13 protein-coding genes are annotated in these 22,423 nt (G+C 45.3%); 10 read left to right on the forward strand and 3 right to left on the reverse strand.

The annotated features are described in order from the left end of the window. Positions 1 to 71: 71 nt before the first annotated feature. A complete protein-coding gene (locus GJU82_RS14540; RefSeq protein ID WP_153632810.1) occupies positions 72 to 1,022 on the forward strand; it encodes a hypothetical protein in 951 nt (316 codons plus the stop codon). A 6-nt stretch (positions 1,023 to 1,028) separates the two neighbouring features. After that, positions 1,029 to 2,474 carry an O-antigen ligase gene (locus tag GJU82_RS14545; protein ID WP_153632811.1) on the forward strand — a complete coding sequence of 482 codons (1,446 nt, stop codon included), beginning with the start codon at positions 1,029 to 1,031 and terminating at the stop codon, positions 2,472 to 2,474. Positions 2,475 to 2,768: 294 nt separating this feature from the next. On the opposite strand, the gene GJU82_RS14550 is transcribed toward GJU82_RS14545, so the two are convergent. From GJU82_RS14550 to tsaB, 3 genes are all read right to left on the reverse strand, one after another. Next, positions 2,769 to 3,650 carry a hypothetical protein gene (locus tag GJU82_RS14550; protein ID WP_153632812.1) on the reverse strand — a complete coding sequence of 294 codons (882 nt, stop codon included), beginning with the start codon at positions 3,648 to 3,650 and terminating at the stop codon, positions 2,769 to 2,771. A gap of 151 nt (positions 3,651 to 3,801) precedes the next feature. After that, entirely contained in the window at positions 3,802 to 4,371 is a 570-nt protein-coding gene (efp, locus tag GJU82_RS14555) for an elongation factor P (protein ID WP_153632813.1), read from the reverse strand. 1,337 nt (positions 4,372 to 5,708) lie between these two features. Next, positions 5,709 to 6,554 (reverse strand): tRNA (adenosine(37)-N6)-threonylcarbamoyltransferase complex dimerization subunit type 1 TsaB, encoded by an 846-nt coding sequence (gene tsaB, locus GJU82_RS14560; RefSeq protein ID WP_228488714.1) that lies wholly within the window; start codon positions 6,552 to 6,554, stop codon positions 5,709 to 5,711. Between the two features lie 687 nt (positions 6,555 to 7,241). Between tsaB and GJU82_RS14565 the strand changes: the two genes are divergently transcribed. The 8 genes from GJU82_RS14565 to GJU82_RS14600 all read left to right on the forward strand — a co-directional run bounded on the left by GJU82_RS14565 (position 7,242) and on the right by GJU82_RS14600 (position 22,128). Beyond that, the gene (locus GJU82_RS14565) at positions 7,242 to 7,997 is read left to right on the forward strand and encodes a LytTR family DNA-binding domain-containing protein (RefSeq protein ID WP_153632815.1); all 756 of its coding nucleotides are present in this window, start codon (positions 7,242 to 7,244) and stop codon (positions 7,995 to 7,997) included. A gap of 1,873 nt (positions 7,998 to 9,870) precedes the next feature. Beyond that, entirely contained in the window at positions 9,871 to 10,242 is a 372-nt protein-coding gene (locus GJU82_RS14570; protein WP_153631442.1) for a transposase, read from the forward strand. 136 nt (positions 10,243 to 10,378) lie between these two features. Further along, positions 10,379 to 11,197 (forward strand): transposase, encoded by an 819-nt coding sequence (locus GJU82_RS14575; RefSeq protein ID WP_228488599.1) that lies wholly within the window; start codon positions 10,379 to 10,381, stop codon positions 11,195 to 11,197. Between the two features lie 141 nt (positions 11,198 to 11,338). After that, positions 11,339 to 15,793, forward strand: coding sequence for an HYR domain-containing protein (locus GJU82_RS14580; RefSeq protein ID WP_228488791.1), 4,455 nt, complete (start codon positions 11,339 to 11,341; stop codon positions 15,791 to 15,793). 48 nt (positions 15,794 to 15,841) lie between these two features. Next, complete coding sequence (locus GJU82_RS14585) at positions 15,842 to 16,633, forward strand: hypothetical protein (protein WP_153632817.1); 792 nt, start codon at positions 15,842 to 15,844, stop codon at positions 16,631 to 16,633. Positions 16,634 to 16,673: 40 nt separating this feature from the next. Next, positions 16,674 to 17,648: a hypothetical protein gene (locus GJU82_RS14590; RefSeq protein ID WP_153632818.1), complete on the forward strand. Its 975-nt coding sequence runs from the start codon at positions 16,674 to 16,676 to the stop codon at positions 17,646 to 17,648. 16 nt (positions 17,649 to 17,664) lie between these two features. Beyond that, complete coding sequence (locus GJU82_RS14595) at positions 17,665 to 19,986, forward strand: Ig-like domain-containing protein (RefSeq protein WP_153632819.1); 2,322 nt, start codon at positions 17,665 to 17,667, stop codon at positions 19,984 to 19,986. A gap of 1,179 nt (positions 19,987 to 21,165) precedes the next feature. Continuing rightward, positions 21,166 to 22,128 carry a type IX secretion system membrane protein PorP/SprF gene (locus GJU82_RS14600; RefSeq protein WP_153632820.1) on the forward strand — a complete coding sequence of 321 codons (963 nt, stop codon included), beginning with the start codon at positions 21,166 to 21,168 and terminating at the stop codon, positions 22,126 to 22,128. Positions 22,129 to 22,423 lie beyond the last annotated feature (295 nt).

Consider the following 22,423-nt stretch of genomic DNA (forward strand, 5'->3'; position numbering starts at 1 on the left):
ATAATTTTTAACGGGTCTTGTTCGTTTCCTTTGTGAATCACAAGGCCTGTTTTACTTTCAGTTAACTAACCATGGAAAATTATTTTGACAATCGCCGGCTGTTGCAACTGCTCCTGAAATGGAAGCTCCATTTGGGGATTATTGCTGTTGTAGCCGCAGTGTTGGCCGCCATTTTTACAGGTCCGGCATTTATCCATCCCAAATTCCGTTCAACAGCCAAAGTTTATCCCATGTTGGATGTCCGGACTTTTAGCGATGAATCGGAAACCGAGCAGATGCTGGAGTTTTTTAAGTCGACTGATTTGAAGCGCCGGATGGTGGAGACGTTTGACCTGGGCGAGGTTTACCGGGTATCGAAAAGTTACCCTTATTTCTGGTCCACCGTGCTCGATCGATATGACAAAAATGTAGACATACGGAAGACCGAATATCAGGCTGTACAAATCAGTGTTCTCGACGAAGAGCCGCTGCGAGCCTCCGATATGGCGGATTCGCTGATATCGTTTTGCGACAGTAAAATGTTGCACGTGTATCGCCAGAGGTATAGAGAATACGCGAAAACCAGCGGCATGGAGCTCAAAAATCTGATGGCCCAACGCGACTCGTTGGTAAAAGATTTGACACACTACAGCGAAAGGACCGGTTTACTTGACTATCCGGAGCAGGTGAAGGAGGCAGCCCGGGGTTATATGGAAGCGGTTGTCAAAGGAGGCGTGTCATCTCCTTCATCCCGAGAGGTTAAGAAAGATTTGGAGCGTTTAGGGCAAAACGGTATTCCGTTCTGGCAGATGAGCGAAGAGTTGGAAGGCCGCAACATGGAAATCGATTCGCTGAGGACTTATCATCATTGGGCGCTTTCTCAGGCCAACAAAGAGGCCAAATTTGCGCGTGTCGTGCAGAAACCTTTCCCCGCTGACCGGAAATACCGGCCAAAGCGGACCCTGATTGTTTTGTTAAGTGTTTTGTTTGCCTTGTCGATTGGAACAGTCGTTATCGCGTTCGTCGATCGTAAAAATTCGTAGCGCCAGGTGGAACGTACCAGCCACATAAAACTTGCCCTGTTTTACATTGTATCGCTTCTTTTTATTGCGGCCAATATCTACCTGTTGGTTGTAAAGGAGAGCCGCGTACTGCTCCTGTTGCCAATGGCTTTGGGTGTGGCGCTGTTGGCTTTGTACCGTCTCGATGTGTTGTTTCGTTTGGTCATATTTTTGACACCGCTTTCCATCCCGTTAACCACATTTTATCCGGATTCAACCATCAATATGAGCCTGCCATCGGAACCCATCCTGTTTGGTTTGCTGGGCATATTTGTGCTGCGGCTCTTAATGGCGAATGATTTTGACCGCAGAGTGTGGCGTCATCCTGTAACCTGTTTCGTCGGAATCTACCTGGGGTGGATGTTACTGACCAGTTTGACCTCGACGATGCCATTGGTCTCCCTGAAAGCTTTTCTGGCTGCAGCCTGGTTCATTAGTGTGGCCTATTTCATGGCAACGCAATACCTGAAGCGGGGATTTGCATCCATCCGGCAATTGTGGCTACTCTTTATAGTGGCCATGGTCATCGTGATCGTCCTCACTATCCGGAAGCACATTGGGTATGGTTTGTGGAACAAGCAGATTGCTTACAAGGTTCCCCGGCCATTTTTTAACGATCATACCGTTTATGGCGCCGTTATTGCCATGATGGTTCCCTATGTGATAGCATTTGCTTCCGATAAGGGAAGTAAGCTGAAAATCCGTCTGCTGTTTGTTTTGTTGCTTCCGGTTTTCCTTGCCGGATTGGTTTTCTCCTATTCACGGGCCAGCTGGTTGAGTGTCGCCATTGCCGCAGTGGCCTGGATTATTATGAAATTGCGCATTCGGTTTACACATCTCCTTTTTACCGGCGTAACCATTGTGGTCATCTTGTTTACATTTTGGACACAGATTTTGCTGAAACTGGAGACCAACAAAACCGATTCGTCGAGTAACATGATGAAGCATGTGGAGTCGATGACGAATATTACTTCGGATGCCTCGAATGTGGAACGGCTGAACCGCTGGTACTGTGCGTTGGAAATGTTTAAGGAAAAGCCGGTTTTCGGATGGGGGCCGAACACCTATCAGTTCAAATATGCCCCGTTTCAGATGCGCGAATTCCGAACGATTATCAGCACGAATTCCGGCGATTGGGGAAATGCACACAGCGAGTACCTGGGGGCGTTGGCCTCCTCCGGATTAGTAGGGTTACTCGCTTTCCTGGCCTTGATTGTCTCGATTCTATACACCGGCATCCGGTTGTATTCGCGCACCAAAGATTCCCGGACGCGACTTCTGTCGTTAGCCGCGGTCATATCCCTCATTACCTATTTCGTTCACAGTTTTCTGAATAACTTCCTCGACATGAACAATGCGGCCATCCCGTTCTGGATGAGTTTTGCACTGATTGTGGTGCTGGACATTAAAGACTCCAATAGGATTAGAAGTTAGTCAACGTGTGGATATTCAACCTCCACGTTTCTTTCATTCCGCATTCTTGTTAGAAAATCCGGTATGGCGGATATTGTTTTGGTTGACAAGGTTTGTGGGTTTAGTTCAATGGGAGCAACATGGATTCTTGACAAATCCTATAATGGAGGAGATATAGAGGGGGAAGGTTACCTGTTGGGAATCGTTTATTGGTATAGCATCAATCATTCGATGTTGGAAATTTCCTCGCCTCCGACTACGGGTATTATCCAGCGAGTACCATAAATTAAGCAATCATACCGCTCCGGATACGTTCTACTTCGTTATCGTACCGGTTGTGGGTGGATTGCTGATTATTATGTCTTGTGAGCAAAAACTATTCCCAAACTGAAATTTGATATAATAGGAGCCTGACAATAGGGATGTATTGACAGTCACAGTTGAGTTAGCGGCAGCTTTACCTGATTGTCCATCGTAAATTTGGTTATTGCTGTCATATAAAGTCCAAAAAATTTCTCCAGAATTACACGTAAGGGATCCGGTAATATTCGGCATCATAAAGGATATTGAATTAACGGGTGTACATTCATTTATTGGCAGTAAATTATTAGAACAATCGATTATTGCTCCTCCCGAAATATTTTGAACCCCACAATATAACGAACCAATATCCGTGCTTGGTGGTGGTGGATAATCCTGATATTTACTTCCATCAAGTGGCGGATTTGTATCTACCCCGCCAAATAAAAACACTTGGCTTGGATCTGTAATACTAATGGAAGCATCTTGCTTCGTCGAAAATTCACCGGCAACGACTAGGTAGCTGTTGATGTTAGCAATTAGGTCTTTAGCAGTTGTCAAATTGCCCAGTATAATTAGCACGCCTCCTGTTTCAATATTTAAAGTTGCATCTTTTTTTAAATCTAATGAACCCTCAACAACTAAGGTATCGTGTATGGTTATTGTTGTAGCCATATTGAAGGTTGTAGTCAATGCAGAACCCTGAAGTGTCACAAAACCATAAATGTCAATAGTTCCATTTTTACTTAGGTCGGGAATCTCATTAACATCCCAGGTATTTTTTTCTGCCCAATATCCTGTGTGATTGTCTTTAGAGGTATAAGTTTTAGAAAAAGCAACAAACGAAATGAAACTCAGGAAGAATGTAAGGGTATATTTCAGCATCCGGTTTTTCATTGGAGATGGTTTAAGCGAGATGAATGATCAGCGATTGTCTAATTATTGGGCAATTTAACGAATAATCCGTTTACAGCCAGTTGTTCATCATAAAAAAATCCCGGACAACTGATGTCGAACGGGATTCAAATATCGTTTCAAACGAATTTCCTTATTTCTTCACACGTTCCGAGTAGGAGCGGTCGCGTGTATCTACTTTAATGATGTCGCCCTGGTTCACAAAAATCGGGACCATGATGGTGGCGCCGGTTTCCATTTCGGCCGGTTTCAATGCGGTAGAAGAAGCCGTATTGCCTTTTTCACCTGGTTCGGTGTAAACCACTTCCAGTTCAACAAACGGAGGTAATTCAACACTCAGTGCCGTTTCAGTTTCAGCATGGAACACAATTTCGAGTATCATTCCATCTTTCAACAAGTCAGCATTTTCCATCAAATCAGGTGAGATGATGACTTGCTCAAAAGTCTCGGTATGCATGAAATTAAAACCCAAATCATCTTTATACAGGAACTGATAAGGGCGGCGTTCAATGCGGGCAAGGGTAACTTTCACCCCGGAGTTGAATGTATTCTCAATCACGCGGCCGGTTTTCAGGTTTTTGAGTTTGGTACGAACAAAAGCGGAACCTTTCCCTGGTTTGACGTGCTGAAACTGCACAATCTGGAACAACTGATCGTTGAACTCAATGCACAATCCGTTTCGGAAATCTGCAGTAGATGCCATTATAATGTATTTAAATAAATGATTATTACTTACTTCCCCAGATTTCCGGGGATCTTGTCCGGCGGCAAATTTAATGAAACTTTCCAAAGAAACATGAGGGGGGGCAAGGAAGTGTTTCATATTGCGTGCGTTGAGCGAGGATTAGTCAACGTTTTTAAGGACGAGACAGTACTTTTGTAGCCTTTGCGCCCTTTGCGTGGAATGAATAGAAGGCCCCGCGCAGAGGCCGCAAAGATTTATTGTCATGGCCTTTGTGGTCCTTAGCGCCCTTTGCGAGGAATGAATAGAAGGCTCCACGCAAAGCCCGCAAAGGTTGAATACGCAGAGAGCGCAAAGATAAAGAGAGGTCTACTTTAGCTTTATATTAATCAATCCCTTTCAAAGAAAATTGCCGACATAACATGCAGATCTTCTGCGTGCTTTGTGGTCCTTAGCGCTCTTTGCGAGGAATAAATAGAGGCTCCACGCGGAGCCCGCAGGGATTTATTGTCCTGGCCTTTGTGATCCTTAGCGCCCTTTGCGAGGAATAAACAGAAGGCCCCACGCAGAGACCGCAAAGATTGGGCACGCGGAGCCCGCAGGGATTTATTGTCCTGGTCTTTGTGATCCTTAGCGCCCTTTGCGGGGAATAAACAAAAGGCTCCACGCAGAGGCCGCAAAGATTGAATACGCAGAGAGCGCAAAGATAAAGAGAGGTCTACTTTAGCTTTATATTAATCAATCCCTTTCAAAGAAAATTGCCGACATAACATGCAGATCTTCTGCGTGCTTTGTGGTCCTTAGCGCTCTTTGCGAGGAATAAACAGAAGGCCCCACGCAGAGCCCGCAAAGGTTGGACACGCAGAGAGCGCAAAGATAAAGAGAGGTCTACTTTAGCTTTATATTAATCAATCCCTTTCAAAGAAAATTGCCGACATAACATGCAGATCTTCTGCGGGCTTTGTGATCCTTAGCGTTCTTTGCGAGGAACGAATTGAAGGCACCACGCGGAGACCGCAAAGATTTATTGTCATGGCCTTGGGCGCTGCCGGTTTGTTACTTAGCGGGCTTTGTGGTCCTTAGCGTCCTTTGCGGGGAATAAACAGAAGGCCCCACGCAGAGGCCGCAAAGATTGGGCACGCGGAGACTGCAGGGATTTATTGTCATGGCCTTTGTGGTCCTTTGCGCTCTTTGCGAGGAATGAATAGAAGGCTCCACGCAGAGGCCGCAAAGATTGAATACGCAGAGAGCGCAAAGATTTATTGTCATGGCCTTTGTGATCCTTGGCGTTCTTTGCGGGGAATAAATAGAGGCCCCACGCAGAGGCCGCAAAGGAAATTAGTCAGTAAGTCCTCATTTTATTTCTGGTTTCCAAAAATATTTTTCCGCGGAACGGTGGCAACGAAATCCTTCAAGTAAAAAGGTTCATAATAAGCCACATCAACAAAGTTTTTCTCACTGAAAGCCTTTTCGGCAAGAGCAGTCATGTGTTTAGATGAAGCCGTAATGCCTTTCGGGAAGAGGGCATTGGGATGCTGAATCGCCCTTTTGCATTTATCGGCTCCATTACCGAAAAAAGCCACGGGTCCTTTTTGCAGGTAATCCTCAAAGGAATGGTGGTCGATGACATCGGCAGTGATATCCCGCACCTGTTCTCCATTCGTGGAAAAAAGGGCAGAATAAACTTCCATTCGCCGTGCATCAATCATGGGGCACAGAAGCAGTGGTTCGTTGGTTGGAAGTCCATTCTCCTGAAGGTGCAAAGCCACATGCGCAGCCATCGATTCCAGGGACGATATCGCAATTAGCGGAAGTCCTGCCGCATAACAAATACCTTTTGCCGCTGAAACGCCGATCCGTAAGCCGGTATAGGAACCGGGACCGCCTGATACGGCAACGGCATCCAAATCGGCAGCATTTAATTTTAATTCATTTAAAACTTCTTCCGCATACAACGTCAACAGCTTAGCATGATTCATACCATCGCTGTTTTCACGAAAGGCGAGTACATTGCCGTCTTTTGCTACGGACACAGAACAGACTTCAGTCGACGACTCCAAATTCAGAATTAATGGCATGCTATAAATTTTGTGCAAAGATGGTAAATTTTTCATGTCGGTATCGTTTCCGGCATGCCAGTAACGTTTGTACTTCTTCGATGGTTTAATCAGCGCCCTTTGCGGGGAATGAATAGAAGGCACCACGCAGAGGCCGCAAAGATTGGATACGCAGAGAGCGCAAAGATTTATTGTCCTGGCCTTGGTGGTCCTTAGGGTTCTTTGCGGGGAATGAATAGAGGCCCCACGCAGAGACCGCAAAGATTGAATACGCGGAGACTGCAGGGATTTATTGTCCTGGCCTTTGTGATCCTTTGCGTTCTTTGCGAGGAATAAACAGAAGGCTCCACGCAAAGCCCGCAAAGGTTGAATACGCAGAGAGCGCAAAGATTTATTGTCCTGGCCTTTGTGGTCCTTTGCGTTCTTTGCGAGGAATAAACAGAAGGCCCCACGCAGAGGCTGCAAAGATTGGATACGCGGAGACTGCAGGGATTTATTGTCATGGCCTTTGTGGTCCTTAGCGCCCTTTGCGAGGAATAAACCGAAGGCCCCACGCGGAGGCTGCAAAGATTGGACACGCGGAGACTGCAGGGATTTATTGTCCTGGCCTTTGTGGTCCTTAGCGCCCTTTGCGGGGAATGAATAGAAGGCCCCACGCAGAGCCCGCAGGAGGGGTGCGATACATCGTGGCCGTGCGGTATAGGGCAATGGGGCAAGCCGTCCCATGGCAAACATAATTTCATAAAACTTTCGCCCCCGTTGCGGTGTTGGTATAGTGAGTTTTTATAGTTTCACGAGGTTTGTGAGTGATTTTCATACATCAGGGGTAAAATAATGTTGCGTACAGTAATTATTGATGACGATCAACTTTCGAGGAGCATTTTGAAGAAAACATTTGAGAAATGTTTTGAGAACGTCATACTCGAAGGAGAGGCCAATTCGGTAGCATCCGGATTGGAATTGATCAACCGGGTGCACCCGAATTTGGTTTTTCTCGATATTAAGCTTCCTGACGGTACCGGTTTTGATTTAATTGAGAAGCTCGGGAACACCGACTTCAAACTAATTTTCACAACCGCTTATAGCGGGTATGCCATCAAGGCCTTTAAGTATTCAGCATTCGACTACATTGTTAAACCCATTGTTCCCGACGATATTAAGGCATCGCTGAACCGGATTAACCAGGTGTCATCGGCATCGACTTTACCAAGGGTAAGGGCCATGCGTGATAATTTGTTTGGTTCGTCCGAAGATGCCAACGCTACGATTGCCTTACCGGAGTTGAATGGCTTCTCCATTGTGAAAATTGACGACATTGAACGGTGCGAGGGAGAACGCAACTATTCGCGTATATTCTTCAAAGACGGGACCGAAACACTGGTGAGCCGGACACTGATGGAGTTCGAAAATCTCCTGGCATGTCATGGCTTTTGCCGGATCCACCGCAGTCATTTAATCAACCTGAAAAATGTAGTCCGTTACCTGAAAACGGGAGGAGGTATGATCGAAATGAATAGTGGCGAAATGTTGAAGGTTTCCGCCAAATATAAGGATGAACTCCTGAACCGGCTGCTGCATAACCGGCTCTGAAAGATGAGAGCAAAAAGATCCACCGATTGACACGGATTGCATTCATTGATGAACACTGATAAGCTCCGACGTGGACCGTGAGGAATAGCCAAATCTGCGCGATTTCTTTGCGCTCCTGGCGAGGATCTTTGCGTGTTTTGCGTGGAGCCTTTATAGGTGTAACTCTTACGGAGTATGTTGGACGCGAGGCGCTATCTGCTACCATACTGTATGCCCTACAGGCAAACGGTTACCGTTTCCCAAGCCTCTGCCATTCGCGGGCTGTCCTCCTCTGGAGGAGGTGGCCGCAGGCCGGAGGAGGATAGGCCGGTAAAAGGCAATATCTACGCCGCTGCACGTTGCGGTCGAAACAGCGTTGGCTTTTCAAACGGCTGCACCGCGCGACCGCCTTGCCGACCGTTTTTTACAACGGGTTACACCCGGCGTTATTAAGCTTCAACCCCTGCCGGGGTTATGAACGCGTTTATTCTTAATATCGTGCCAGCTCCGTTTCTTAAAACCTAACACTTTAAACTTCTTCCGTCTAAAGCCACCAATTACCGTTTCCCAGGCCTCTGCCATTCGCGAACTGTCCTCCTCTGGAGGAGGTGGCCGCAGGCCGGAGGAGGATGGTATAACTCCTACGGAGTATGGGCGTTTCCGCGTATTTTATTTCTACAATACTGTAATGCCCTACGGGCAAACAATTCAAAAACATTTAAGCATGGTTATGCATGTCCTGAATGCAGACGGTTGCTGTGAGTCATTAACTTTTCCAAAGTTTTAAACTTTGGAAAAGTTGGGGTGCGCTCCCTGATGGGATTGGGAAATTGAATGACTCAGTATGCCTTCTGTCTTATTCATCGTAACTGGTTGTTTGACCAGGCAAACCTGGTCCGTTACCTGAAATCGGAAAGTGGCCTGGTTTGAAAATAATTGTTTCACCATGAGTATGTTAACATAACAAATAAAAAAGTCACCGGGAATTGAAATAAACGGATTGTAAAAAAGTTATCAAATTGTGAATGGGCTTACCCTATAATGCGATTGGTATGAGGTGGTTAGGCAACTGTTGGTTTCGGGCTGAAGTGTTCTGATAACCAGATGAAAACTGAAAAGAGAATTTTTCTGGCTTAAATAAATGCTCATGCAAAATATTTATGAAGTGGCGCCGTTATTTTAATACTGGTTAATAAGACGTTAAATGAGACGGGAAGGTCGTTGAGAGGCAGTAGACATTCCCGGGTAATTATCATCTGTCAGGTAGAAACTCCGTATGCCGGGAAAGGGCTGAACGGTTGGGTAACCACCCAAACATAATGTAGGGGGCATTCAATGATGGCCCGTCTGTCGTCCATCGATATTTATATGATAAGTATAATTACGCGAAAACCGAACGAATGAAAGCTGGAATGTAAAAAAAATATACAGTGGTGAAAAGTATTCAATGTGTAGATAATCAATTGCATAAGGTGTATATGTGGCCGCACAACGGCAGTAATTGTCGATTATTATATCACGGCTACTATTTTGTTTAACAAATTTTAATAATTTTGCAGCGGAGTAAAGAGGGCAGTGGCATTAGTTGTCACGTTTTAAGGTGTTTAATGCTGTTTGAAGTTTGTTGAAAAAAATGTCTGATTTTCGGACATTGAACAAATTAAACATTTGCGTAAACCAGTGTGGTGGTTGAGGAGCCTGGGTTTACGAAATGGATTAGGAATAAAAAGGCAAAAATTAGGAGCACTTGTTACATCAACTGATTGACATATCGGTAAGGAGATTCGTATGCTGTCGCACAAACAGTCCTACTGTGAGTGTTCAACAGGATTCAATGCTTGCCTCGGCTCACTTCAATATTAGGGTGGGCAACAAAAAATTCTACTTTTATGTCATGGAAATAGAAAGCTTACTACGTTACTTATTGCCCCAGGAAATATTTGAATACTTTGATTTGATTGATTTCAAGGAAGTAGAAGGTGGACAATTAGAGCTACATTTAAATGAAAAGTCAATTAAGCCCTTGGAGCACGCTGATAAAGAGCTGGTTTCAAATGGATTCGACGAGCCTGTCCGTATCCAAGATTTTCCGTTAAGGGACAAGACAGTCTATTTTGTCGTCAGGCGACGAAAATGGAAGGACAAGCACACAGGAAAGATCTATAGTTCCCGATGGGATTTAATAGCCAAAGGCACCAGCTACACCAAAGAGTTTGCTGCTTTTTTAAAAGGGTTACTTGGACAAATACCCGATAAGTTCGAATAGCTTAGAGAAACATTATTATATCAACGGAGATTATTTTGGGCAACAATACAAGGATCATTTGAGCGATTTTCATGAATGGGAACAGAAGTCCCATTCAAAGGATTGGATCCTTTTTCCAGGGAATATAGGGACACGATTGAGTATCGATGAAACAGCACTTACCAATGGAGAACTTTACACCGTGGTGACCAATAAGGCAGGGAAAGGGAAAAAGGGCTCTTTAGTGGCCATGATAGAAGGGACAGAGGCAGGGAAAGTTATTGAAGTTTTAGATAAGATATCAGAAGAAGAAAGAAATGCAGTTGAAGAGGTAACACTGGATATGGCCAGTTCCATGCGAAAAATAGTAAAAAGTTGTTTTCCAAAAGCCAGCCGGGTTATTGACCGCTTTCATGTCCAGAAACTGGCCTATGATGCATTGCAGGAGATACGTATCAAACACCGTTGGGATGCCATTAATGAAGAAACCAATGCAATTGAAAATGCAAAAGCTGATGGCGTAAAATATATCCCTGAAGTTTTAAGCAATGGAGACACTAAAAAACAACTTCTGGCCCGTAGCCGGTATTTATTGTTTAAATCAGGGGATAAATGGACTGACAAGCAAAAGAAAAGAGCTGCTGTATTGTTTGAGCTTTATCCCGACATTAAAGAAGCATATTCCCTGACACATTCATTAAGAATGATATTTTTGAAAAACACGGACAAGAAAGTAGCTTATACTAAAATGGCCAGGTGGTTCAACGATGTTACTGAATCCGGTTTTAAATCTTTCAATACCATATCTGCTACATTCTATGCGCATTATCCTGAAATATTAAACTTCTTTGACAACCGAAGCACTAATGCTTCTGCTGAATCATTTAATGCCAAACTTAAAGCTTTCCGTGCAACTCAAAGAGGAGTTGTCGATATTGAATTTTTCCTTTTCAGAGTGGCTAAGATTTATGCGTAATCTAAAAAATCCACCCCAATTATGAATTGATCCCTTGCCTCCCAATCAACAACCGAGGTCGTCCCGGCTTCAAAAAATTGTTTACCTACCAATATAAATCACCAATCAGTTAAGGTTTTAGTCATTGCTGCACTTTTGTTCGTGCTGGGTTCCGGATTTGCTTTCGGAAAATCCACTCAATGGACAGACACTTCTAGTAGCTCATGGACTGATCCGGCAAACTGGAATAATGGAGTTCCTGGAGCTGGTGATGATGTTACCATTCCATGGCTTTCTGGTTTTGTATATCAGCCGATTATTGATGCAGATGCTTCGATGGCCAGTTTAACAATGAATAGTAATCCCAATACATTGACGGTTGCTTCGGGAGTAAATGTTACTATCTCAGGAAATGTAACCATAGGGAATAGCGCTACTTTCGATACAAATGGAGGCAATGTGACTGTTGGGGGGCAATTGTCCGTCAATGGGAACTTGACCATGTCGACAGGTAGCGGAACGATCAATGCACAAAACAGTACCATCACTATGGATGGTTCTACCTGGGATATGAGTGGCGGAAGCAACTTTAATCCGGGAACCAGTACGATTATTTTTTCCGGGGGAACACAGTTGATTACCGGTTCAGGTGGGGTTAAAGATATTACCTTTTACAACCTTACTGCTAATAATGGAGCGCAGGTTACCTCTGATATCGACGTGATAGTAAACAATAGTATGAATGTGGTGCCACCTGCAACATTTAATGTTACACCGGGAAACACACTTACTGCGAATTCTTCAATTAGTATCACCGAACAGCCGGTAGCGCAGGAGGTATGCGAAGGTTCCACAGCGACGTTTACGGTTGTTGCCAGTGGAGCAACCAGTTATCAGTGGAGAAAAAATTCAGTCGATATTTCGAGCGCTACTTCCAGTACGCTATCCATCAGTAATGCGACCAGCAGTGATGAGGCTGTTTACGATTGTGTTATCTCAGATGGTGTTGGAACTGTTTATAGTGACGCAGTAAGTTTAACGGTCAATCCTTTGCCTTCAGTTTCATTGGCAGCTTCTTCTTCAACTGGATGTTCGGGGGGAAGCATAACTCTAACAGCCACAAGTTCAGGTGGAATTCCTAATCTAACGGGAAGCAATACATCTCCAGGTAATATAAATGACTACCAAACAATTAATCGCTCTATCGTCATGCCTAGCGGAACACTCAGTTCTGCTTCTGAACTGGAAATTCACTTGAATATAAGTCATACCTGGGTTGGCGATTTGGTTGTAACATTAAAAGGTCCCGGCAGTATTGGGACAACTACTTTGTTTGATAGAGTAGGGTATCCGCAAAGTACTTGGGGAAACAGTGACGATTTTATCAGTAGTGGCGACTATGTCTTTTCGACAAGTGGAGCGACCGTATTACCGGAGGTGTATTCCGCATTTGGAGAAATACCTACTGGAACTTATAAGCCAAGTGACAATACCGGAAACGCAAATAATTTTTCGGGACTTAATTTTCCCATTGCAGATATTGCCGGGACATGGACTTTGTCGGTTTCTGATAATGCTAACAGCGATTCTGGTGTGTTAAACAATTGGTCGTTAACAATAAATAACGGTGGAGTTTATACTACTTATTTTAGTGGACCTGGAAACATTGGCCCAATAACTTATTCAGGTGCGAATAATTCAATCGCAACAGCTACTGTAACTCCAGCAAGCACAGGAGTATTAAATTATACGGCAACGACATCCGACCCCAATAGTTGTTCATCAACGTCGTCACCGGTTTCCATTACCGTAAATACGCCACCAACATTAACAGCAACTCCAACAGATGCAGATTTTGGACAAACGAATGGCTCAATATCAGCAACAGCATCAGGAGGGCTGACTCCCTATCAGTTTAGTCTCGATTCGGGTCCGTATCAGGCTTCAGGGGATTTTACCAATCTTTCTCCGGGAACTTATACCATAACAGTTGAGGATGCTTCCGGTTGTTCTGCTTCAAGTACTGTGGATGTAAATGAGAAGCCAGATACACAGGCGCCACAGTTCACCAATTGTTCCAATGATACAACCGTGATTGCGGATCCAACTACCTGTACCGCCAAAGTTTGGTACAATATTCCCACGGCTACTGACAACGGAGGTGCATATGCGAGCGCTTTGCCCGGATTTAGTTACTTAGGTGATCACGGTGGCCACTCCTATTATTTATCAACTGATATTGAGCTATCTAAGGATACCCACGTTAAAGTCTTTGATAATGGTGGTCATCTGGCAACCATCACGTCGGCTGAAGAGAATAATTTTCTAAAGACTTTTGCGGAAGCTCTGGGGCAGGATGTTTGGTTTGGCTTTACTGATGCGGGACAGGAAGGACAGTGGCGATGGGTAACAGGCGAGGATTCTACCCTTTACACAAATTGGAATTCAGACGAGCCCAATAACACTAACAGCAATGAAAACTGGGCTGAGATGTATGGAACTACTACTTCCGAGCATGAAGCCGGGAGTTGGAACGACCAGTTTGATACCGATACCCGTTACTTCTTTCTCGAGTTTGATGGGCCACGCGTGATCGGTGAGATGCAAAACGAAGGTGAAACGGCTTGGCAACAGGCTCCGGCACCGGGAAGTACATTTTCAACGGGAATACATCACATGCGGTTTACTGCGACTGATGCATCCGGTAATACTTCCATATGTACTTTTGACATTAATGTAACTGAGTCTGAACCTCCCACAATTACTGTACCTGCAGATGTAAGCGCATTTGCTGATGCCGGCTCCTGTTATGCAACCAACGTAGATTTGGGAACGCCTGCCACTTCTGATAACTGTGGCGTGAAGAGTGTGACGAATGATGCCCCGACAAGTTTTTCGGAAGGAACAACAACGGTTACCTGGACCGTGACAGATAAATCAGGTAATACAGCTACGGATACTCAAGATGTAACAGTAACGTCAAATGGGATTATTTCCGGTGATGATCAAACCACCGAGGGAGACAATTCATGGATTGGCCATATATACAATGGAACCAATTTTCAAGACTACTATGGTCAAGTAACGGAGCTGCAGCTTTTCGACGAAGGATTTGGAGGAAACTATACATGTTATGATTTCTCCAATAGCTCAGGAGGTGGCTCAATTTATACGGAGACTTTTTCAGTCCATTATAGAATGCACACGACGACGCTGGATGGTATTTACTTAGTGGATATCGGCAGTGATGATGGTGCCCGCTTGTATGTTGACAATAATTTGGTTTATACCCATTGGAGTGACCGGGCTTATGCAACCGATGCGGGAATTCTTTTCAGTGTCAATGGAGATAATCATCTGTTATTGGATTTTTACGAAAATACCGGGGCAAATCGGATTTCGTTTGGTAATCTGCAAAAAGTAACAGATAAACTTGCTTCGGGAACAACGCAGAGTGTATGCATTAATACCGCAGCCCATAAAATAGTTGGTAATGATGCATTTACTGATAGTCCAATCTCAAGCAATACAGAATACACTGTAACTTATCAGTGGCAGGAGAGTACCGATGGGACAACTTTCACGGATATTTCTGGAGCAAGCTCAAAAGATTATACTCCGCAGACAACTGTTGCGGGTAAAACGTATTATCAAAGAATCCTCACTATATCGCGTACAAATCCGGGCATGTCAACGACAACAGTCGCGACCAGTGTTTCAGATATTGCAGAAATCACTGTAAATCCTGAAGTGTCGACTCCTGTTTTTACCGAAGGTACAACTTCCGCCCGTTGTCAAGGGGCAGGTACGGTAACTTATTCGGCAACGGCAGCAAATTCCACGGCAATCACCTATTCGCTGGATGCAACAAGTTTAACCAATGGCAACTCGATTGACGCGAGTACCGGAGAAGTAACATATGCTGATACCTGGAGTGGAACCTCGGTTATTACAGTAAGTGCTGAAGGTTGTGGTGGTCCTAAAACAGCTACACATACAGTTACTACAACTCCGTCGGTTGGAGTTCCAACCCTGATCACTGTTTCGGCTGGTTCAGAACCCGCGTGTCCGCCTGAGGATGGGACCCTGACAACAACTTATTCTACAACCGCAACCAATAGTACAGGGCTGGTCTGGAGCATTGATAACTTATCCGCTGGTTCTATCGATTCATCAACTGGGGAGATGACCTGGGCTCAAGGATTTTCAGGGACCGTGAATATTAAGGTAGAAGCTTCAGGATGTAATGGGCCTACAATGGCTTCGCGGAAAGTTACCGTTATAGATAATGAGCCCCCAACTTTTGATCCATCCTTTACTTATGGAAACCTGACAGAATGTGCCACAGATGAATTATCGCAGCAGGCAACGCTAACGCTCGATCTTCCGGTTGCTAATACAGACAACTGCGGAACACCTACTTTATCGTACAGTGTGACTGGAAATACAACGGTCAATTCAACTGTGGTAACTGGTCCTACCGTAAATGTCACGTTCAACGAAGGCCTTTCCACGGTTACATACACACTGGATGATGGCAATGGAAATACGAATACCCTGTCTTTTACCGTAACAATCGATCACAAACCTAACCCTGGAATTATAATAGCAAACTAAATAATATCAAAAACAAAATACTCAAAGAAACACATAACCTTTAAAATCATGAGAAAGTCAATCTTAAAATCAATCGCAATGCTCGCCCTGATGTTCGTCAGCATCGGAGCTTGGGCACAACCAACAAATGGAGACGGAGAAAAACCATTTGTTAATTCAACACATACTTATTCTGTAACAGCTGAAGATGCCACAAACAATGGTTTGGCTTGGACGGTAACAGGTGGTACTGTTGGTACAGATTATTCTTTTACTACTGCAACGGATGGGCAATCAGTTGAAATTAAATGGTTGACCGCAGGAAGTTATACGGTAGAATTCAGGGAGACATCAGCAGCAACGGGTTCCTGTGTCGCTCTGAGATCGTTGCCAATTTCTGTGATTACTAACGACTTTGTTGTTTCAACATCCGATCCTTCAGGTGAATGTCATGATGCAACTGCAGCAAATGTGACAGGAGATCAAGCTACCCAGATCACCTTTACGGTTTCAATGAATACTAATGTAACAACATGGAATCCGGATTGGAACTTCAAGTTTACACTCACTCCTTCAGCGGGTATTTCTAGTATATCTGATGTTTCTATTAACTCAACAAGTTTGGCACCGGCTGCAGGTGAGTATACAAGTCCTACCATTACAGGAACAACCAACGGAGCAAGTACCGTGAATATCGTTGTTACTGTCGTTGGTGATGTGAATACTGAGAATACAGTAGCATTGTCGATCACTCAAGGTGAAGAACTGGATTATCATACGCCGGACTCTACACCGTCAGATAACGATGCAACGCAGACTATATATGAACTACCTGCAACATCAACAATCACTGCGAATTAATAATACTCAAAATACTAACTCACAATCAATTATTAAAATCATGAAAAAATTACTCATTCTCTCTTTAATCGCATTCTTTGCACTGAGTAGTGCAAAAGTGTTTGCGCAAGACTCAGGTGTTACCCCGAGTATTGGTACAACACATTTATATTACGTGAACTCCAGTGACGGTACTTCTCAGGATGTAACAGGTCATACTGGAAATACATATAAATGGTGGATTAGTACTGATGGTACCAATCTTCTGAATGCAAAGACAAGTGGTGACGCTGCTTATGCTGATTTTACAGTTAATTCAGCGAGCGGTTCTGCGTATAATACACCAACTGATGAGACATCTAATGGTTATAAGATGTCTCTTACATGGAATTCTTCTTCTGAGGGAAACACATACTATTTGGTCGTTGAGGAAAAAGATGCAAGTGGCTGTTTAAATCTGAAAGCAGTTGCTATTCAGCCTGCAAACACATTCAAACTCCAGTATGCTATTTGGGATGGAACGAACTTGCTGAATGCAAATACTCCGGATTGTGCCCCTGCAGTTACAGCTTCGGCTTTGGGAACTACAATTACATATGATTATGGTTCAGGAGACTTTGAATTTAAACTTATCCCAACAGGATTAGGTTCCGCTGCAACGTGGTCATTTACGCCAACCTTGACTTTGGGTAATGCTACCGGATTGATTTCCTATAGTACTGACAATGGAGTCTCTTTCAGCACTCCTGCGGCTCCAGCCGCAATTACAGGTATTGCTGGCGATAAATCAGTGATTGTAAAAGTTACGATTGCTAATGGTCAAGCTGTTCAGGATAATACAGGAACTGTTACTGGTACATTCGTAGACGGAACTACAGTTCAAAATGTAACGATGTCAATTAGCAATATTGTCGATGATGGTAGTCATGCTGTAACTGAAATAACAGATGCTGCTAGCAATGATATTACAAGTTCTCCTGTTCAAACGCAAACGGTTAAAGCTCGTCCAGGAACATCTGTTATTGGTTTCAATTAATGATAAATAGCATTTAGTGTTCTCAACCCGTACCTATAAACGCCTGCTGCTCATCGTTGGATGGGTACTCCTGGCCGTGGCTTCTGCCACGGCACAGGATGCGTTTGTGGTGTCGGAAGGGCAAACACGCAACCTTTTTGTTGAAAATCATCCCGGGAGTAGCTACTCCTGGGTGATTTACAACGAACAAACATTTACCACCAAAGCTGCAAAATCTTCGGAAATTAGTTTCCCGTCAGGGAACAACCAGGCTTCCATCGATGTGACCTGGGCCAAAACCGGTACTTACTACGTAACGGCAACGGAAACCAATGCCGACGGCTGTACCAATACCAAGGCCATCGTTGTCATTGTCCAGCTCAATAACTTCCAGCTGGTCGATGACCACAACATCAGCGCCATGAATGTCCCGGCGATTAACGGAAGTGTATTTACCAACGACTTTATGTTATCGACGGCTAAGTCGGATACAAAAGCATTACCGCTTGATAATTTGAGCGGGCAGTCGAACCTGAACATGAGCGTGAAGGTGGTGCCGCAACATGGGGATGTGGCTATTGGAACCCACGATGGGACCTATTCCTATACGCCTTACCCCGGTTATTCGGGAAATGATTCCTTTACGTATCAAGTCGATTATAACGGCATTACCATGACTTCGAGTGTGCAGTTTGAAGTACTGGGAACCAATCCGTCGAAGCAGTATCCGCCGGTCGCCTTTAACGATGAGGTTCGGGCTCCTGCCGGTATGCAAATCAAGTCGACGGTACTGAACAACGATATTGACCTGAACGGTGATCTCCTGAAGGTGAAGACGACGCCTGCGAAAGGCCCGTCGAATGGTACACTGGTATTGAATTCCGACGGAACCTATACGTATACACCATCCAAACAGGGGCTGGTTAAGGATGAGTTTACCTACGAAGTGACCGATGACCATACTCGGGTAACAGCTACTGTGAAACTCTATTTGTACGATAATACACAGAAGAATAATCCACCGTTCGGCGGCGATGATCTCTTCATGTCGTTCATGAAATCTGTTTCCGGTTCGGTTGCTAACAACGACCTTCCGGTAGATGCATCGCAAACCGTGAGTTATTTGCAGGTGAACGATGCCAGTGGTCAACCGGTGCACGGCGCTGTTACGGCCTGGAACAAAAAGACCGGTGATTTCACCTATGTGCCGAATCCCGGTTACATTGGTGCCGACCATTTTGTGTACGAACTGAACGACGGGACGCACCAGACTTATGCGACCGCCTATGTGTACGTGATGGCCGACCTGATTGCTAATGCGGGTAACGATACAACCGTTAGTGGTTGTTATACCTATGTCGCTGATGCCTCCGGTTCGCAGGGGCTGTATTTACGCTACGCGTGGACTTCAACTAAGGGAACATTTGATGATCCTTCTGCCCAGGTAACCAACTATGTTCCGGATGGTCCGGGACAGCATGAATTGATTTTGACGGTAACCAATAGTGCCGGATTGAGTCAATCGGATACGTGTGTGGTAACTGTATTACCGTTGCCGGAAATCGTGATGGATGCGCCGGAAACGCTAGAATCGGGAATGAGTGCTATCTTAGACGCTTCCGGAACGACCGGTATCGATCCTTTAACATACCACTGGAGTACATCCGATGGAACCATTGAAGGGGTGTCCGATGAACCGAAATTGGAGATTAGTTCACCCGGTACGTATACTCTTGATGTTACAGATTCATTAGGGTGTTCAGCTCCAGATACTGTTGTCGTACAGGGGGTTGAGCATGCTCCGGTAGCCTACGATGATTTTGCCGCTACTTCGGCACAGGAACCAATCAATATCTCGGTATTGACGAACGATGTGGATATCGACAATGATTTGGATACCAGCTCGGTTATCATATTGCTGAACCCTGGTTATGGTGATGTAACCGTATTACCTGACGGAACCGTCAACTATATACCAACGCAGCCTTACCAGGGTAAGGACCAGTTTACCTACCAGGTTTGTGACCTGACTAATTTGTGTGATTCGGCTATAGTGTTCATTGATGTCAGCAGGGGGCCGTTTGTGATTCCGGAGGCCTTCTCTCCGAACCAGGACGGCTTTAACGACACCTTCGAAATTCTGGGTATTGAGCAATACCCGGGCACACAACTATCGGTATATAACCGTTGGCAAAGCAAGGTGTATATGAGTAAGGATTACAAAAACGACTGGGACGGTAAGTGTAATACCGGACTGATGTCAGGTAACAGTTTGTTGCCCGTGGGAACCTACTATTATGTGATAATGCTGGGCAGTACACACAAAACGTACAAAGGGTTCGTCTATATAGCATACTAGAAGTAGCCCCGTCCCGAGGCTTCGGGAGCATCCGGGGGATTGAAATGATTACGGCACGCATTTAGATAGAAGGTAGATGAAGAGTTTTAAGTTTTAAGAAACGGAGCTGGCACGATATTAAGAAGAAAAGCGTTCACAATCCCGGCAGGGGTTGAAGCTTAATAATGCCGGGTGTAACCCGGTGTAAAAAACGGTCGGCAAGACGGTCGCGCGGTGCAGCGGTTTGAAAAGCTAACGCTGTTTCGACCGCGAGTGCAGCGGCGTAGATGTTGCCTTCTACCGGCCCTATCCTCCTCCGGCCTGCGGCCACCTCCTCCAGAGGAGGACAGCCCGCGAACACCGGTGGTTGATAAATGGGAACCGGTTGCCCGTAGGGCAAACAGTATTGTAGAATAAATAGTAAATAAAAGCGTTCATAAACCCTGAAGGGGGTTGAAGCAGTAGCCCCGGATTGCATCCGGGGTTATGTTGGGTACACCCCGTGAATTTGGAAAGCCAACGCTGTTTCGACCGCAAGTGCAGCGGCGTAGATATTGCCTTCTACCGGCCCTATCCTCCTCCGGCCTGCGGCCACCTCCTCCAGAGGAGGACAGCCCGCGAACACCGGTGGTTGATAAATGGGAACCGGTTGCCCGTAGGGCAAACAGTATTGTAGAATAAATAGTAAATAAAAGCGTTCATAAACCCTGAAGGGGGTTGAAGCAGTAGCCCCGGATTGCATCCGGGGTTATGTTGGGTACACCCCGTGAATTTGGAAAGCCAACGCTGTTTCGACCGCAAGTGCAGCGGCGTAGATATTGCCTTCTACCGGCCCTATCCTCCTCCGGCCTGCGGCCACCTCCTCCAGAGGAGGACAGCCCGCGAACACCGGTGGTTGATAAATGGCGACCATTTGCCCGTAAGGCATCGATTATTGTAGAATAAATAGTAAATAAAAGCGTTCATAAACCCTGAAGGGGGTTGAAGCAGTAGCCCCGGATTGCATCCGGGGTTATGTTGGGTACACCCCGTGAATTTGAAAAGCCAACGCTGTTTCGACCGCAAGTGCGCCAACGCTGATAAATGATATTTGAAAAATGACAAAACAGAACGGAATCCGGAATAGGAGCATAGGAACCCCTTACACCCTATACCCTAATCCTTATCCCGTTTGAAACGAAATGATTGAAATAATTTAACTTGATAAAACGAAACTACATATTAAAACGTAGCAATCTTTTAGGATTGATTGTTTTGCTGATGTTACTTCCCTTTGCGGGGAAAGCGCAGCAGGACCCGGTTTTTACGCAGTACCTGAACAACGTACTGACAGTGCAACCCGCCTATGCAGGAAGTCAGGGTACCCTGAATGTGACGGCACTTTCGCGGCAGCAGTGGGTGGGGTTCGATGGCGCTCCGTCGACGAATACAGTTACCGTACAAGCCCCGCTGAACTCCTACAACGTCGGTCTCGGCATGTCGATTTACAACGATAGTTGGGGACCGGTCAAGCAAAATGGTATCTATTTCGATTATGCCTACCGTGTTCGCGCCAGTCGTTACAATCGCCGGCAGTATATATCCTTTGGTTTGGAGGCCGGTTTCAACCTGTACGAGGCCCGGTTGACGGGGCTTCAGATTAACGATCCGAACGATCCGGTGTTTGCCCAGGATATCAACTACAAATTTCTGCCCAATTTCGGAGTCGGGGTGCTGTGGCATGGCGATCGCTTCTTCCTGGGATTATCGGTACCTAAAATTCTCAAAAGCGCCATTCAGAAAGAGACGACGAATTTGAGCCAGACCGAAGTACTTCACTTCTACCTGATGGGAGCTGAGGTTTTCAATGTATCACGTTACGGTACCCTGAAATTTAAACCTTCGTTTTTGGTCCGGTATGCCCAGAATGCACCTATCTCTGCCGATGTCTCAGCACAATTCCTGATTAGTGACAAAGTTTGGGTGGGCGCCACCTATCGGTATCAAAACTCTTTTGGAGGCTTGTTGCAGTTTTATGTTAACCCTCAGTTAAAAATCGGTTATGCCTATGACATGACAACCATGCCGGAGGCGCACTACAATGCCGGTACACATGAATTCATGGTAAGCTACGATTTCGACCTTGGCCGCCGCCGCCGCCGCATAGGCCCGCGGTATTTCTAAACAGAAAGCTTTTCTCAGCAATTAATAATTCCTCGCAAAGAACGCTAAGGACCACCAAGGCCAGGACGATAAATCTTTGCGGCCTCTGCGTGGTGCCTTCAATTCGTTCCTCGCAAAGAACGCTAAGGATCACAAAGCCCGCTAAGTAACAAACCGGCAGCGCCCAAGGCCATGACAATAAATCTTTGCGGTCTCCGCGTGGTGCCTTCTGTTTATTCCACGCAAAGAGCGCAAAGGACCACAAAGCCCGCTAAGAAATAAACCGGCAGCGCCCAAGGCCATGACAATAAATCTT

The organism is Prolixibacter sp. SD074, assembly GCF_009617895.1.
Lineage (GTDB): Bacteria > Bacteroidota > Bacteroidia > Bacteroidales > Prolixibacteraceae > Prolixibacter.